This is a genomic window from Gilliamella sp. Pra-s60 (assembly GCF_009795755.1).
Classification (GTDB): domain Bacteria; phylum Pseudomonadota; class Gammaproteobacteria; order Enterobacterales; family Orbaceae; genus Gilliamella.
The window spans coordinates 1-15,735 of sequence record NZ_WTFA01000015.1 but is presented as its reverse complement, the minus strand read 5'-3'; the positions used below and the strand labels follow the sequence as shown (position 1 = coordinate 15,735).

Here is a 15,735-nt window from a genome sequence, read left to right as displayed (position 1 = left end):
ATTAAGCAAACAGATTTATTTTTTTGTGGATAACTCTGTGACAAAACGGGATCATAAGTTGTTATAAGCCTATTAACAACCTAAAACTAAAAATCAATTGTGAATAACAATAACACTTATCAACAGAATTAAAACAAAAAAGATCCGATCAATTAACACAATTAAGCGATCGTTAAGATCTAATAAAATAATAAAAAAATAGAGTTACCCACAAAAAGGATCCAACGTAATAATAATAAAAATAAAAAGATCATCTAAAAGATCTTATTTAATTTAAAGCGCGATCAAAATAGATCATTTGACGTAACCAAAAAGATGAGTAAAATTCCCTACGCTAAATAAACCAAATCACCCGATCTAAAATAGAGATCACCTGTACACAAAATAAATATGAGGCTTTTTATGTTTTATCCAGATCTTTTTGATGTCATCATCGTTGGTGGAGGCCATGCAGGAACAGAAGCAGCAATGGCATCAGCAAGAATGGGAAGAAAAACACTACTTTTAACCCACAATATCAATACATTAGGACAAATGTCTTGTAATCCTGCCATTGGTGGTATTGGCAAAGGTCACTTGGTTAAAGAAATTGACGCCATGGGTGGTTTAATGGCTCAGGCTATTGATCATGCTGGGATCCAATTTAGAATATTAAACAGCAGTAAAGGTCCTGCGGTTAGAGCTACACGAGCACAAGCAGATCGATCCCTCTATTGCAAAGCAATTAGAACAGCACTTGAAAATCAAGAAAACCTCATGTTATTTCAACAATCAGTTGAAGATGTGATCATTGAAAACGATCAGATCATCGGTGTTAAAACCCAAATGGGAGTATCATTTAAAGCTAAAACTGTAGTCTTAACAACAGGTACTTTTTTAGACGGAAAGATCCACATAGGACTTGATAATTATAGTGGTGGCAGAACAGGTGATCCTGCTTCAATTGGTTTATCAAAATCACTACATCAATATCCATTCAGAATGGGACGCTTAAAAACAGGTACCCCACCCCGTATTGATGCAAGAACGATTGATTTTTCAAAATTAGGCACACAATATGGCGACGATCCTGTACCTGTTTTCTCATTTTTAGGCAATTCAAGTGATCATCCAAAACAGATCCCTTGCTATATAACAAGTACAAACGAAAAAACACACGATATAATCAGATCTAATTTAGATCGTAGCCCAATGTATACAGGGATCATTGAAGGTGTAGGGCCAAGATATTGCCCATCGATCGAAGATAAGATCATGCGTTTTGCTGATCGAAATTCACATCAGATCTATTTAGAGCCGGAAGGATTAGATAGCAATGAAATCTATCCAAATGGGATCTCAACAAGTCTACCTTTTGACACTCAGCTTGCTTTTGTTCGTAGCATGAAAGGGCTTGAAAATGCAAATATCGTCAGACCAGGTTACGCGATCGAATACGATTATTTTGATCCAAGAGATCTTAAGCCAACACTTGAAAGTAAAGTGATCAAAGGTTTATTTTTAGCTGGACAAATTAACGGCACAACAGGCTATGAAGAAGCTGCCGCTCAAGGCATGCTAGCAGGTTTAAATGCAGCTCGTTTTGCGTATGATCAAGATCAATGGCATCCAACACGGGATCAAGCTTACTTAGGTGTACTAGTAGATGATCTTTGCACACTTGGTACTAACGAGCCATATCGTATGTTTACTTCTCGTGCTGAATATCGTTTAATGTTACGTGAAGATAATGCAGACATTCGTTTAACAGAAATTGGCCGTAACCTTGGCATGGTAGATGATTATCGCTGGCAACGTTTTAATGAAAAATTCGAAGCCATTGAACAAGAAAGAGCACGTCTGCGTGATATATGGGTTCATCCTCATATAGAAACAATTGACGAAGTCAACGCAGTATTAAGTGCTAATTTAACCAAAGAAGCCAATGGTGAAGAGCTACTTAAACGGCCTGAAATGAATTACCAAACCTTAAAATCACTTTCGCTATTTGCACCTGGATTAACTGATGCACAAGCTGCTGAACAAGTTGAAATTCAAGTTAAATATGATGGTTATATTAAACTGCAAATTGAAGAAATTGAACGCCAAAAACGCAACGAAGAAACACTAATTCCTGAACATATTGATTATGCTGAAATATCAGGATTATCAAACGAAGTGGTTGCTAAATTAAAGCAACACAAACCGGTTTCTATAGGGCAAGCTTCACGCATATCAGGAATAACGCCTGCAGCTATTTCAATGTTATTAGTTTATTTAAAAAAGAAGAATTATGTTAAAAAAGAAACTCACTAACCTAATTGATCAAACGGATCTTTTGATTACTGGATCACAAATAGATCAATTGATCCATTACGTTGAAATGCTCAATAAATGGAATAAGGCTTACAACTTAACCGCTGTACGTGATCCTAATGAAATGCTAGTCAAACACATTATGGATAGTTTAATGGTATCACCTTATTTAACAGGAAACACCTTTATTGATGTTGGTACTGGCCCTGGATTACCGGGAGTTCCACTGGCAATTATTAATCCAGATAAACAATTTGATCTAGTTGATAGTTTAGGTAAACGTATTCGCTTTTTAAAGCAAGTTCAGTTTGAACTCAAATTAACAAATATCACACCAATACAAAGCCGAATAGAAGAGTATAACGATAAAAAGTTTGATGGTGTTATTAGCCGAGCTTTTGCTTCTTTACAAGATATGCTTAGTTGGTGTAAACATTTACCAAATCAAAAAGGAGCTTTCTATGCTTTAAAAGGAAGTGATATAGATCCTATACCAACGGGTTTTACCATTAAGCAAAATATCAAACTGACAATACCGGAATTAGAAGCCCAAAGATGTTTAATTATTATTCAATAGTTTTAATTTTTACGTTTTTTCAAATAATCTTTAATACCATCAACAATTGATTTAGATACTTGATTTTGGAACGAAGCAGTCTTTAATTTCTTTTCTTCACTGATATTACTAATAAAGGCTGTTTCAACTAAAACAGATGGAATATCGGGTGCTTTTAACACGGCAAATCCTGCCTTTTCAAGTGATGGTTTATGCATTTTATTCACTTTTTTCATTCGATTTAAAATAGCATTACCAAGTAACACTCCATTGCTTAGTGTTGTTTTTTGAACCAAATCTAAAATAGTATTATCCAAATACTTATCACCACTACGGCTAACACCACCTATTTGATCGGCTTCATTTTGAGTTTGTGCTAAATAACTAGCAGCGGAACTACTTGCTCCACGGGTTGATAAAGCAAAAACAGATGACCCTCCTACTGAACGATTAGCAAAAGCATCTGCATGAATAGAAATAAACAGATCAGCATGAAGTGATCTTGCTTTAGCAACTCTTACTTTTAAGGGAATAAAAACATCCTCATTACGAGTCATATAGACTTTAATATTAGGCTCTTTTCTAAGCAAGTTATAAGTTCGACGAGCAATTTGCAAAACGATATCTTTTTCACGGGTTCTACTGTAGCCGATTGCACCGGGATCTTCCCCTCCATGGCCAGGATCGAGCATAACAATAATAGGTGCATTTTTCTTTTTATTTATTGGTGTTTTTATTTGAGCTTGTTTTTTACTAAGATCGCCTGCTTTATATTCTTCTAATAGTGAAAGTAAAGGATCATCGTTTTGTGTTGCAGATGATTTTAATGGGTAAAGATCCATAACTAAACGATGTTTAAATTCTGCAACAGGTGATAATTTAAAGGTATTAGGCTCTACCTCTTGCTTTAATTCGATCATAATTCTGATTGTATTAGAATTTAGCTTAATAACGCTGATTGATTTTATAAAAGGATCGTGATTTAGTACTTTTGATGAAATCGTTTTAAGTGTAGGGGTTAAATCGATATTATCAATATCAATAACAATACGATTAGGATTAAAAAGCGAAGCACTCTTATAAGTTAAGCCAATATTAGATTCTAACGTAATTCGTGTATAGGTTGACGAAGGCCAAACACGCACAGCAACAACTTGGGCTTTATTTATAGCAAAGCCAACACGAGTAACAGATAACAAACATGTAGCAATAATACCTTTAATAAAAAGGCGTTTTGTTGGACTAAATGTCTTTGTCATATATTAAACACTTCATTTGTTACCGCAATTTGCCGCGGATAATAGCATAAAATAAAAATATATAAAAAAGAATGATTATCATAATTGATTGTTTTTTGATAAATAAATAAACCTTTTTTAATTTTTTTATATTTTTTATTAACAAAAAAAAGAACACTAAATTAACTTATTGTTTTATATTTAATATTTTTAATGACAACTTATTTAACTCACTTATTACCTTTTATTTAAAGTCATAAAAACAAGCTTTACTTTATATTGTCATTTTTTAATTTATTATAGACCCTACAATAACAAAAGATTACAATATGGCACGCTAAAATCGCGGATTTAAACCCGTTTTCATTTTAACAATTAATATAGCTGAGTTATTGATGAGCAAAAAATTACATATCAAAACTTGGGGCTGCCAAATGAACGAATATGATTCGACAAAAATGGCCGATCTCCTTGAATCTACCCACGGATTAACCTTAACAGACAACGCTGAAGAAGCCGATATCTTATTACTTAACACTTGTTCTATTCGGGAAAAAGCTCAAGAAAAAGTCTTCCACCAGTTAGGTCGTTGGAAAAACTTAAAACAGCACAACCCAAATATCATTATTGGTGTCGGGGGGTGTGTGGCATCTCAAGAAGGTGCGCATATTCGCAAACGTGCCCCATTTGTAGATATTATTTTTGGACCACAAACATTCCACCGCTTACCAGAAATGATAGAACAAATAAAAAGTGGTAACGGCAATCATGTGGTTGATGTCAGCTTTCCTGAAATAGAAAAATTCGATCGATTACCTGAACCGCGTAGCGAAGGTCCAACAGCATTTGTTTCAATTATGGAAGGATGCAATAAATATTGTACTTATTGCGTTGTCCCTTATACTCGAGGGGAAGAAGTTAGCAGACCTTGTGATGATGTAATTTATGAAATAGCACAACTTGCTGAACAAGGTGTGCGAGAAGTAAATTTACTTGGGCAAAATGTTAATGCTTATCGTGGACCAACATTTGATGGTGATATTTGTTCATTTGCTGAGTTATTACGTTTAGTTGCGGCTATTGACGGGATTGATCGCATTCGTTTTACTACCAGTCACCCAATTGAATTTACCGATGATATTATTGATGTTTATCGTGATACGCCTGAACTGGTGAGTTTTTTACATTTACCGGTACAAAGTGGATCAGATCGCATATTAAACCTAATGAAACGAACGCATACAGCGCTTGAATATAAATCAATTATTCGCAAACTACGTAAAGTTCGACCAGATATTCAAATTAGCTCTGACTTTATTGTTGGATTCCCTGGGGAAACACAAGAAGACTTTGAACAAACTATGAAGCTTATTGCCGATGTAAATTTTGATTTAAGCTATAGCTTTGTTTATTCAGCTCGCCCAGGTACACCTGCTGCTGAAATGGAAGATAACGTATCAGAAGAAGAGAAAAAACAACGTTTATACATTCTTCAAGAACGAATCAATCAACAAGCCATGCAATTTAGTCGCCGAATGTTAAATACTGTACAACGCATTTTAGTTGAAGGTCCTTCTAAAAAAGACCTGATGGAATTAACAGGCCGAACTGAAAACAATCGAATTGTTAACTTTGAAGGCAATCCTGATATGATTGGTAAATTTGTTGATGTTGAAATAACTGATGTTTATCCAAATTCATTGCGTGGTAAAGTTATTCGTACCGAAGATGAAATGGATTTGCGGGTAAATGAATCTCCAATGTCAGTGATATCGCGAACTCGAAAAGAAAACGATTTAGGTGTTGGTATTTATCAACCATAAAAAGAAAACCATTTAACTAGTTTTTATAATAAAAATTAAAAAGTTATTAAATAAAAGGATAGGAAAGAAAATGTTTATTATTTTTGGAACTCGTGGAAGGGAAGTTAACGAACATAGTGGACAATTTAATTGCCCAAATTGCTGTTCGCAACAAAATATTACTACTGATGAAAAACAGCAAAAATACACACAAATAAAAATGGCAAAATATTTTACGTTGTTTTTTATTCCTATTTTTAGTTTTGAAACATTAGGTCGTTATATCAAGTGTAATGAATGTAATAATGACTATAACGAAAAGGTACTTGAATATGTACCACCAACATTTGAAGAACAAGTTGCATCATATGTTGAGCAAGAGTTAAAAAGCGGAACGCCTATTTCAATGTTAGTCAATAAATTAAAATCACAAGGATTTGATGGAAGTCAATCAATAAGAGCTGTTGACAATGTTGTTAACGGAAACATCGTATCTTGCCATCAGTGCAATATGGACTTTTTAAAAGGTGTTGAAAAGTGTTCTTTGTGTGAAGGACGCATTAGTGATTAATATTAAAATTAGAGGACTTATCTTTGAATATTACGACAAATGAAACCATGCTAGAACCTGCTGATAATCAGCGTCTTAATAGTCTTTGTGGTCCTTATAATGACAATATTAAACAGCTAGAGCGCAGACTTGGTATTGAAATTAATCACCGAGGTAATTTATTTACAATAACAGGTGACAGTATCTGCGTTCAAGCAACTATTGATATTTTACAATCCCTTTATCAACATACCCAAATCAAAGATAAAGTTATTGATATTGAGCCTGAACAAATACATCTAGCAATAAAAGAGTCAGGTGCTTTACAAAAAGCAAGTGAACACTTACCTGCTTATATTGATCATCAAGGCGGAAAGCTAGTGATGATAAAAACCAAACGGGGTATTATCAAACCCCGAACGGCTAATCAAGCTCAATATATTGCTCATGTTTTAGATTATGACATCTCGTTCGGTATAGGGCCAGCAGGAACAGGTAAAACCTATTTAGCTGTGGCGGCAGCAGTAGATGCACTTGAAAAACAGCAAATTCGCCGCATTGTACTAACCCGACCCGCTGTCGAGGCTGGTGAAAAGTTAGGCTTTTTACCAGGTGATTTAAGTCAAAAAGTGGATCCTTACTTACGTCCACTTTACGATGCTTTATTTGAAATGCTTGGCTTTGAAAAAGTTGAAAAACTGATTGAAAAAAGCGTGATTGAAGTCGCACCACTAGCTTATATGCGTGGGCGTACGCTTAATGACGCCTTTATTATTCTTGATGAAAGCCAAAACACCACAATTGAACAAATGAAAATGTTTTTAACCCGTATCGGCTTTAATTCTAAAGCGGTAATTACTGGTGATATTACTCAAATAGATTTACCACGTCATCAAAAATCGGGCTTACGCCATGCCATTGAGGTACTAAGTAAAGTTGATGAAATCAGCTTTAATTTTTTCAATAGCGAAGATGTGGTACGCCATCCAGTGGTTGCCAAAATTGTTAATGCTTATGATAAATGGGAAGAACAGCAACATAAACCACAAACAGAAAAAAACATTTAGAGGAGTATTGTTATCCCTATTTCAAGCAAAAAAAGGAAAACAAACATTCGAGATCACTCAGCAGAAGCAAATTTATTTTTTCGTAGAGCGTTGTTTTCATTTATTGTCATTATCATTTTAATTATTGTTTTGCTTGTAAACCTTGCTGGATTGCAGATTGTAAATTACGGTTATTACAGCACCAAATCCAATGATAATCGCATTGAAATTATACCTATTCCACCTAATCGCGGCATGATTTATGACCGTAATGGCACCCCATTGGCCATTAACAATATCACATATCAATTAAACATCATTCCTGATAAGGTAAAAAACCTGAATGAACAATTTAATGAATTAAAAAAAATTGTTGATTTAACTGACGAAGATATCGAAAATTTCCAAAAAGAGCGCCGAAATTATAAAGCGCACAGACCTGTCCCATTAAAAAATAACTTAACTCAAGAACAGATTGCGCGTTTTGTTGTTGATCAACACCGCTTTCCATATGTCTCCATAGTGGATATACAGCATCGTTATTACCCTTATGGGGCATCACTAACCCATATTCTTGGATATATTTCTAAAATTAACAGCCAAGATAAACAACGTCTAGAAGATGAAAATAAAACCAGCGATTATGTAGCTACTTTTAATATTGGTAAAATGGGTATCGAAAAATACTACGAAGATGTATTACACGGAACCCCGGGTTATGAAAAAGTTGAAGTTAACAGCCGCGGACGTATTGTTCGTCAACTAAATAAAAATCCCCCCCAAGCGGGCGAAGATATCTATTTATCTATCAACCTTAAATTGCAACTATATATTGAACAATTACTAGCTGGACGTAAAGCAGCTGTGGTGGCAATTGACCCTAATAATGGTGAAATATTAGCTTTAGTTTCAAGCCCAAGTTATGATTCCAACCCGTTTGTGGGTGGGATATCAAGCACTAAATATAGTGAATTACTCAAAGACCCAAGTAAACCGCTTTTTAATCGAGCTTTACTCGGTGCTTATCCACCGGCTTCGACTGTTAAGCCGTTTATTTCTATTGCGGCATTAAGTGAAGGTGTAGTGACCCCAAAAAGCGTAGTTAACGATCCTGGTTGGTGGCAATTACCGGGTACAGAACGACGTTATCGAGATTGGCTTAAATGGGGACATGGTCGTGTTGATGTATTAAAAGCCATTGAGGAATCGGTTGATACCTACTTTTACCAAGTTGCTTATGACATGGGCATTGATCGCTTAAACTTATGGATGAGTAAATTTGGTTATGGTGAGCGAACAGGCATAGATATTTCGCCAAATGAAGAAACACGAGCAGTAATGCCTAGTCGTGAGTGGAAAATCAAACGGCATAAAAAGTCTTGGTTACAAGGTGATACTATACCTGTTGGCATAGGACAAGGTTATTGGACAGCAACTCCAATACAAATGGCCAAAGCACTAACAACGTTGATCAATAACGGCAAAACCTATACACCACACTTTTTATTATATAAAAAGAGCGATATTTTAAATTCTAATGAACAGCAACCTCAAGTTGATTCAAATAATTATATCGAAGCAACTAGCCTAGTTGATGTTAACCCAGCTTATTGGTCGCTTGTTAAAGAAGGTATGCACCGAGTTATGTTTGGTGCACGAGGAACAGCACGCAAAATTTATGCTGATGCAAAATATCAAGCAGCGGGAAAATCGGGTACTGCACAGGTTTATGGCTTAAAGCAAGACGAAATCTATAACGCCCATAAAATACCTGAACATTTACGCGATCATGCATTATTTATTGCGTATGCGCCTTATGATAAACCAAAAATAGCCTTAGCCATTGTTTTAGAAAACGGCGGGGGTGGTAGCTCGAACGGTGGTGCGGTAGCACGTAAAATATTGGATTTTTACCTTTTAGGCAACAATTCTACCGAGCTCAACCAACCGTCAACCAATACAGAAACAGAGGACTAATAATGAATAATATTAAAAAGAGTTTTTGGCAAAAAATACATATTGATCCCCTGTTCTTTTTATTTATAACGTTATTACTGGGTTATAGCCTTTATATTCTTTGGAGTGCAACAGGACAAAGTATCGACATGATACAAAAGCGAGCAATACAAATATTACTTGGTTTTGCTGCTATGATTATATTGGCGCAATTTTCGCCCAGAACTTATGAAAAATGGGCGCCATATCTCTATGTGGTTTGTATTTTAATCTTATTACTGGTAGATATTTTTGGTTATACCAGTAAAGGAGCCCAACGTTGGTTAGATTTAGGTGTATTGCGATTTCAACCCTCTGAAATTGCCAAAATTGCTGTACCATTAATGGTTGCTAAATTCATTCACCGTGATGGATGTCCACCACCATTAAAGACCACGTTACAAACACTTGCTATCATTGGGGTACCCACATTACTGGTGGCTATGCAACCCGATTTAGGGACTGCTATATTGATAGCCATGTCAGGCATTTTTATTATCTTTTTAGCAGGCATGAGCTGGCGCTATATTCTTATTGCACTTATTTTAATTGCTGTTTTTTTACCGATTATGTGGTTTTGTTTAATGCATGATTATCAGCAAAAACGTGTACTTATGCTCATCAACCCTGAACTTGACCCAAGTGGGGCTGGTTACCATATTATTCAATCAAAAATAGCAATAGGATCGGGCGGTATATGGGGAAAAGGATGGCTTGAAGGCACACAATCGCAACTTGAATTTTTACCTGAACGGCATACCGACTTTATTTTTTCAGTTATTGCTGAAGAGTTTGGTTTTATTGGCTCCGTCATCTTACTGATCTTATTTTTATGCCTAATTGTGCGAGGGCTATTTATTGCAGCGCAGGCGCAAACCACCTTTGGACGGATCCTTTCTGGTGGACTTATTTTAGTATTTTTTATTTATGTGTTCATTAATATTGGTATGGTCAGTGGAATCTTGCCTGTTGTTGGTGTACCATTACCACTAATAAGTTACGGTGGCTCATCCCTAATTGTATTAATGGCAAGTTTTGGCATTATGATGTCTATACACACTCATCGATACATGTTATCCAAAAATATTTAACGGAATTTAAATAAATGAAAAAGAAATTTAAATTATCTTTTACGTTCTTAGCGCTTGCAATTTGTTCATCGGCATCGGCTGAAATGGCATTTCCTATTCCTGCTATTCCGCAATTAGACGCAGAAGCTTACATTCTAATTGATGCAAAATCAGGTGAAATTTTAGCACAATATAATGCCGAACAGCAGCGCGATCCTGCAAGCTTAACTAAAATGATGACCAGCTATGTGGTTGGGCAAGCATTACAATCAGGTCGCATAAAAAATGATGATATGGTTGTTGTCAGTAAAGATGCTTGGGCAACGGGTAACCCAATATTAAAAGGCTCATCACTAATGTTTTTAGAAGTCGGTAAAACGGTTTCTGTTTCTGATCTAAACAAAGGTATCATTATTCAATCAGGTAATGATGCTTGTATTGCTATGGCTGAACATGTAGCAGGTAGCCAAGGTGCATTTGTTAACTTAATGAATGATTATGCAAAAAAAATTGGACTAAACCATACGCATTTTGAAACTGTACACGGACTTGATGCACCAGGACAATACACCACAGCCAAAGATATGGCATATTTAGGTCAAGCACTAATTCGTGACCTACCTGAAGAATATTCTATTTATAAAGAAAAAGAATTTACCTACACGCTATCCAAACCACAATTAAACCGAAACGGATTACTTTGGGACACCACATTAAACGTTGACGGAATAAAAACAGGTCACACCAATGCTGCAGGCTACAACTTAGTTGCCTCGGCGGTAGAAGGCAACACCCGCTTAATTTCAGCGGTACTGGGCGGACGCACATTTAAAGGTCGCGAAGCAGAAAGTAAAAAGCTATTAGTCTGGGGGTTTCGATTTTTTGAAACCGCAAATCCTGTAAAAGCAGGTAACCCAGTTGCTACCGAATCGATTTGGTATGGTGATCAAAACAAAATCCAACTTGGTGCCGTTAATGGCGCATTTATTACTGTACCAAAAGGACGAGCTGCTGATGTACAAGTAGAATATAAAATTGACGATTATATCTATGCCCCAATCGCCAAAGGCAATGCCGTAGGTAAAATGCAATTTTTACTAGACGGCAAAGTTATTAACGAACAACCGCTTGTTGCATTACAGGATATTGAAGAAACTGGATTCTTTGGCGGAATATGGGATTGGATCTGCCTACAATGCCATAAGTTATTCAACTAATTATAAACGAATTACTATAAACGTTCTGTAAGTGCTTACTTACAGAACGACGTTAACAATCACTAAAAAACCGTCAGGAAAGGCATTGATTTTATTGAAGTTTTTTGTTCCGATTTATTACCATACTTACCACCAATAAACAGCCTAATCACGAACGAATAAAAAACAAACCACACAAAATCACCAACAGCAAAGATAAAAAGCTAGCAATTTTATACAATTTATGGTATAAAACGCGCGCTACATTTCGCATTATTTTTTTACAAAAATAACTGTGAATAACAGCATTACTTTTAATGATTAATTAACGTTATAACACACACATATTATTACACTTTTCCGGGGTGCCTTTTGCTTAATGCAATTAGGTCGGATAAAGCGGATATGTGGAGGCATAACCCCAACGTCAAAATGAGGAAATCATGACTACTACAGTATCAATGCGCGATATGTTACAAGCGGGTGTACACTTTGGACACCAAACTCGTTATTGGAACCCAAAAATGAAACCATTTATTTTTGGTGCACGTAACAAAGTTCACATCATCAATCTTGAAAAAACAGTTCCTATGTTCAACGAAGCATTAGCTGAATTAAACAAGGTTGCCGCTCGTAAAGGTAAAATTTTATTTGTTGGTACAAAGCGTGCAGCTAGCGAAGCGATCAAACAAGCGGCTGAAAGCTGTGGACAATACTACGTTAATCACCGTTGGTTAGGTGGTATGTTGACTAACTGGAAAACAGTACGTCAATCAATCAAACGTCTAAAAGATTTAGAAACACAAGCTAGTGATGGTACATTTGACAAATTAACCAAAAAAGAAGCACTAATGCGTGCTCGTGAAATGGCTAAATTAGAAAATAGCTTGGGTGGAATTAAAAATATGGGTGGCTTACCCGATATGATTTTTGTTATTGGTGCAGACCATGAACATATCGCTATCAAAGAAGCTAACAATTTAGGTATTCCAGTCATTGCTGTTGTTGATACTAACTCAGATCCAGATGGTATTGATTACATCGTTCCTGGTAATGATGACGCAATCCGCGCAATTCAATTATATGCAAATGCGGTTGCTGATGCAGTTCGTGCGGGTCGTGAGCAAAACCAATCTCCAGTCTCTGAAGCAAGCTTTGTTGAAGAAGCTCCAGCAGCTGAATAATAAACTCAAATATTTTCAGGGTCGATCTGTAAAATAATCAAATCGACCCATTCTAATGAAAATCATCACAATGGTTAAATAGAGGATTAAAAAATGGCTGAAGTTACCGCTTCTATGGTAAAAGAACTGCGCGAAAGAACTGGCGCAGGCATGATGGAATGTAAAAAAGCATTAGTTGAAGCTAATGGCGACATTGAACTTGCAATTGACAACATGCGTAAATCAGGTCAAGCAAAAGCGGCTAAAAAAGCAGGCCGTGTTGCTGCTGAAGGTGTGATTATTTCTAAAATCGCTGCTGACAAAAAATTCGGTGTTATTTTAGAAGTCAACTGTGAAACAGACTTCGTTGCAAAAGATGCAGGCTTCCTAGCATTTAGTGACAAAGTAGCACAAGCAGCATTAGCTGATCGTATTACTGATGTTGCAACCCTACAAGCAAAATTTGAAGAAGAGCGCACAGCATTAGTCGCTAAAATCGGTGAAAACATCGGTATTCGTCGTGTTGCTGAAATTGCAGGTGACGTAGTAGGTAGTTACCAACACGGTGCTCGTATTGGTGTATTAGTTGCTGCAAACGGTGCTGACGATGAGTTAGTTAAACACATCGCAATGCACATTGCTGCAAGCAAACCAGAATACGTTGATCCAAGTGATGTTCCTGCTGATGTGGTTGAACATGAACGTAACATCCAAATCGACATTGCAATGCAATCTGGTAAACCACGCGAAATCGCTGAAAAAATGGTTGAAGGTCGTATGCGTAAATTTACTGGTGAAGTTTCTTTAACTGGTCAACCATTTGTAATGGAACCATCAAAAACTGTTGGTGACTTATTAAAAGAAAAGAACGCAGCAGTTGCTTCATTCATCCGTTTTGAAGTGGGTGAAGGTATTGAAAAAGTCGAAGTTGACTTTGCAGCAGAAGTTGCAGCGATATCAAAACAATCTTAATTGTTTAAAAAAACCGCCGTTAAGGCGGTTTTGTTTATCTACAAAATATCTTAAAATAATTATTTGTTAGTATTTACTGGCTAAATAATCAAGTAACGAAATAGCGAGATTTTATATGGCAACCCCTTTTTATAAACGTATTCTTCTAAAACTCAGTGGTGAAGCGCTACAAGGCGACGAAGGCTTTGGTATTGATGCAACGGTTCTTGATCGCATGGCGCAAGAAATCAAAGAATTAATTGAAATGAACGTTCAAGTTGCAGTTGTGATTGGGGGGGGGAACCTATTTCGTGGTGCAGGTCTTGCAAAAGCAGGAATGAATCGTGTTGTTGGTGATCACATGGGAATGCTAGCAACTGTCATGAACGGTCTTGCAATGCGTGATGCATTACACCGAATTGAAGTAAACGCTCGCCTAATGTCAGCCATTCCATTAAATGGCGTATGCGATGATTACCGTTGGACTGAAGCAATTAGCTTACTTCGTCATGGTAAAGTGGTGATCCTTTCTGCAGGTACAGGTAATCCATTTTTTACAACCGACTCGGCAGCGTGTTTGCGTGGCATTGAAATTGAAGCCGATGTTGTTTTAAAGGCTACCAAAGTTGATGGCGTCTATTCTGCAGATCCTGTAAAAGATCCTAATGCGACACTTTACAAAACACTCAATTATGACAAAGTACTCGAAGACGAATTAAAAGTCATGGACTTAGCTGCTTTTACGCTAGCGCGTGACCACAATTTACCTATCTGTGTTTTCAACATGAATAAACCAGGCGCATTGCGTCGTGTCATTTTAGGTGAACCAGAAGGAACATTAATTAATAACAAAGCAACCGTAACCTGCTAATTATTTTTATTTTAAATAAGGTTTTTATTATGTTAAACGAGATTCAAAAAGAAGCGCAAACGCGCATGGAAAAAAGCATCGATGCGTTTCAAACTCACATTTCTAAAGTAAGAACAGGGCGCGCATCACCAAGCTTATTAGATGGCATCATGGTCGAATATTACGGCAGTCCTACGCCACTACGCCAACTAGCTAACATTGTTGCTGAAGACGCAAGAACGCTAGCGATTACTGTATTTGACAAATCACTTACGCCACTAATTGAAAAAGCAATCTTAACATCAGATTTAGGGCTTAACCCAGCGTCAGCTGGTACTGTTATTCGTGTCCCCCTACCGCCATTAACTGAAGAACGCCGTCGCGATTTAACTAAAATTGTCCGTAACGAAGCAGAACAAGGCCGAGTATCAATCCGTAATATTCGCCGTGATGCTAACGACCAAATCAAAGCGTTACTAAAAGATAAAGAAATCTCTGAAGATGATGAGCGTAAAGCACAAGATTTAATCCAAAAAGCGACCGATGCCGCAATTAAAAAATTAGATGCAGTGCTTGCTGACAAAGAAAAGGAACTAATGGAGTTCTAATTTTTCTATTCTTTTTTCTATTTTCTATTTTCTATTTTCTTCCAAACGCTCTGTTTTATAAAGCAGAGCGTTTTTTCCATTGAAAAGCTAATTTTATACTGAAAGCTATTTTAGGATGGAAAATACCAAAATAAGTAATCTAAATTTTTATTCGTTAGATAGGAAAAATCTTTTTCTTGTTAATCATAAGCAATAATTTATAATGATTAATTACTGCACGTCCGATATTACTATCTATAGAACAATTTATACCTTTATCAAACGACTCAGTGCCAAACGCTTAACTATAACTTCCTTTAAAAACCACCCAACCCCATAAAAAACGCCACTCCCCCAAAAAAACCAAAGCAACGCTTTCTTACCCTAACAAATCTTTACAATAAATTAACAAAAAAAGTGGCAGATTATTCGCCAT

13 protein-coding genes are annotated in these 15,735 nt (G+C 36.3%); 12 read left to right on the top strand and 1 reads right to left on the bottom strand.

Features of this window, described 5'->3' with window-relative positions; all coding sequences use genetic code 11:
- The first annotated feature begins 402 nt into the window (after nucleotides 1-402).
- Together mnmG and rsmG are read left to right on the top strand one after the other, a co-directional pair.
- A complete protein-coding gene (mnmG, locus tag GQ596_RS09165; RefSeq protein ID WP_160401378.1) occupies nucleotides 403-2,295 on the top strand; it encodes a tRNA uridine-5-carboxymethylaminomethyl(34) synthesis enzyme MnmG in 1,893 nt (630 codons plus the stop codon).
- Nucleotides 2,273-2,872: a 16S rRNA (guanine(527)-N(7))-methyltransferase RsmG gene (gene rsmG / locus GQ596_RS09160; protein ID WP_160401377.1), complete on the top strand. Its 600-nt coding sequence runs from the start codon at nucleotides 2,273-2,275 to the stop codon at nucleotides 2,870-2,872. Before mnmG ends, rsmG begins: the two co-directional genes overlap by 23 nt.
- 2 nt (nucleotides 2,873-2,874) lie before the next feature.
- Here the strand turns inward: rsmG and GQ596_RS09155 are convergent, their stop codons facing one another.
- Nucleotides 2,875-4,110, bottom strand: coding sequence for an N-acetylmuramoyl-L-alanine amidase (locus GQ596_RS09155; protein ID WP_160401376.1), 1,236 nt, complete (start codon nucleotides 4,108-4,110; stop codon nucleotides 2,875-2,877).
- Nucleotides 4,111-4,484: 374 nt separating this feature from the next.
- Between GQ596_RS09155 and miaB the strand changes: the two genes are divergently transcribed.
- From miaB to frr, 10 genes are all read left to right on the top strand, one after another.
- Nucleotides 4,485-5,912, top strand: a complete 1,428-nt coding sequence (gene miaB, locus GQ596_RS09150) for a tRNA (N6-isopentenyl adenosine(37)-C2)-methylthiotransferase MiaB (RefSeq protein ID WP_160401375.1) — start codon at nucleotides 4,485-4,487, stop codon at nucleotides 5,910-5,912.
- Between the two features lie 70 nt (nucleotides 5,913-5,982).
- On the top strand, nucleotides 5,983-6,462 hold the full coding sequence (locus GQ596_RS09145; protein WP_160401374.1) for a hypothetical protein: 480 nt from the start codon (nucleotides 5,983-5,985) through the stop codon (nucleotides 6,460-6,462).
- A gap of 23 nt (nucleotides 6,463-6,485) precedes the next feature.
- Nucleotides 6,486-7,508 carry a PhoH family protein gene (locus GQ596_RS09140; protein WP_237398399.1) on the top strand — a complete coding sequence of 341 codons (1,023 nt, stop codon included), beginning with the start codon at nucleotides 6,486-6,488 and terminating at the stop codon, nucleotides 7,506-7,508.
- Nucleotides 7,509-7,526: 18 nt separating this feature from the next.
- The gene (gene mrdA / locus GQ596_RS09135) at nucleotides 7,527-9,464 is read left to right on the top strand and encodes a penicillin-binding protein 2 (RefSeq protein WP_160401401.1); all 1,938 of its coding nucleotides are present in this window, start codon (nucleotides 7,527-7,529) and stop codon (nucleotides 9,462-9,464) included.
- Nucleotides 9,465-9,466: 2 nt separating this feature from the next.
- Nucleotides 9,467-10,573 carry a peptidoglycan glycosyltransferase MrdB gene (mrdB, locus tag GQ596_RS09130; protein WP_160401373.1) on the top strand — a complete coding sequence of 369 codons (1,107 nt, stop codon included), beginning with the start codon at nucleotides 9,467-9,469 and terminating at the stop codon, nucleotides 10,571-10,573.
- A 14-nt stretch (nucleotides 10,574-10,587) separates the two neighbouring features.
- The gene (locus tag GQ596_RS09125; RefSeq protein WP_160401372.1) at nucleotides 10,588-11,769 is read left to right on the top strand and encodes a serine hydrolase; all 1,182 of its coding nucleotides are present in this window, start codon (nucleotides 10,588-10,590) and stop codon (nucleotides 11,767-11,769) included.
- A gap of 422 nt (nucleotides 11,770-12,191) precedes the next feature.
- The gene (gene rpsB / locus GQ596_RS09120) at nucleotides 12,192-12,932 is read left to right on the top strand and encodes a 30S ribosomal protein S2 (protein WP_160401371.1); all 741 of its coding nucleotides are present in this window, start codon (nucleotides 12,192-12,194) and stop codon (nucleotides 12,930-12,932) included.
- 93 nt (nucleotides 12,933-13,025) lie between these two features.
- A complete protein-coding gene (gene tsf, locus GQ596_RS09115; RefSeq protein WP_160401370.1) occupies nucleotides 13,026-13,883 on the top strand; it encodes a translation elongation factor Ts in 858 nt (285 codons plus the stop codon).
- A 115-nt stretch (nucleotides 13,884-13,998) separates the two neighbouring features.
- Complete coding sequence (pyrH, locus tag GQ596_RS09110) at nucleotides 13,999-14,733, top strand: UMP kinase (protein ID WP_160401369.1); 735 nt, start codon at nucleotides 13,999-14,001, stop codon at nucleotides 14,731-14,733.
- 29 nt (nucleotides 14,734-14,762) lie between these two features.
- Nucleotides 14,763-15,320 (top strand): ribosome recycling factor, encoded by a 558-nt coding sequence (gene frr, locus GQ596_RS09105; RefSeq protein ID WP_160401368.1) that lies wholly within the window; start codon nucleotides 14,763-14,765, stop codon nucleotides 15,318-15,320.
- Nucleotides 15,321-15,735 lie beyond the last annotated feature (415 nt).